The sequence below is a fragment of the Rhodopseudomonas sp. B29 genome, assembly GCF_000333455.1.
Lineage (GTDB): Bacteria > Pseudomonadota > Alphaproteobacteria > Rhizobiales > Xanthobacteraceae > Rhodopseudomonas.
Genome location: NZ_BADD01000740.1, coordinates 1 through 222, shown reverse-complemented (window position 1 = coordinate 222; position 222 = coordinate 1). Strand labels below are relative to the sequence as shown.

At 66.2% G+C, this 222-nt stretch carries 1 pseudogene; it reads right to left on the bottom strand.

Features of this window, described 5'->3' with window-relative positions:
* Nucleotides 1-86 precede the first annotated feature (86 nt).
* A pseudogene (locus I5M_RS34315) lies at nt 87-222 on the bottom strand (porin family protein); the annotation flags it as partial.

Sequence of the window (222 nt, the reverse complement as noted above, 5' to 3'; positions counted from 1 at the left end):
CGGCGCGATCGGCGTGCTGATCGAGCGCACGGTGATCCGCTTCCTCTACGGCCGGCCGCTGGAGACGCTGCTCGCGACCTGGGGCATCCGCTCAGCCAGGAGTACTGACCTTCGATACCGAGCACCCAGCTCGGAGCGAACTGCCAGTCGTAACCAGCCTGCACACCGCCGAGGAACTTGCCGTTGTTGCTGGCGGTAACGCCGGTGCCGATGGAGTTGTCG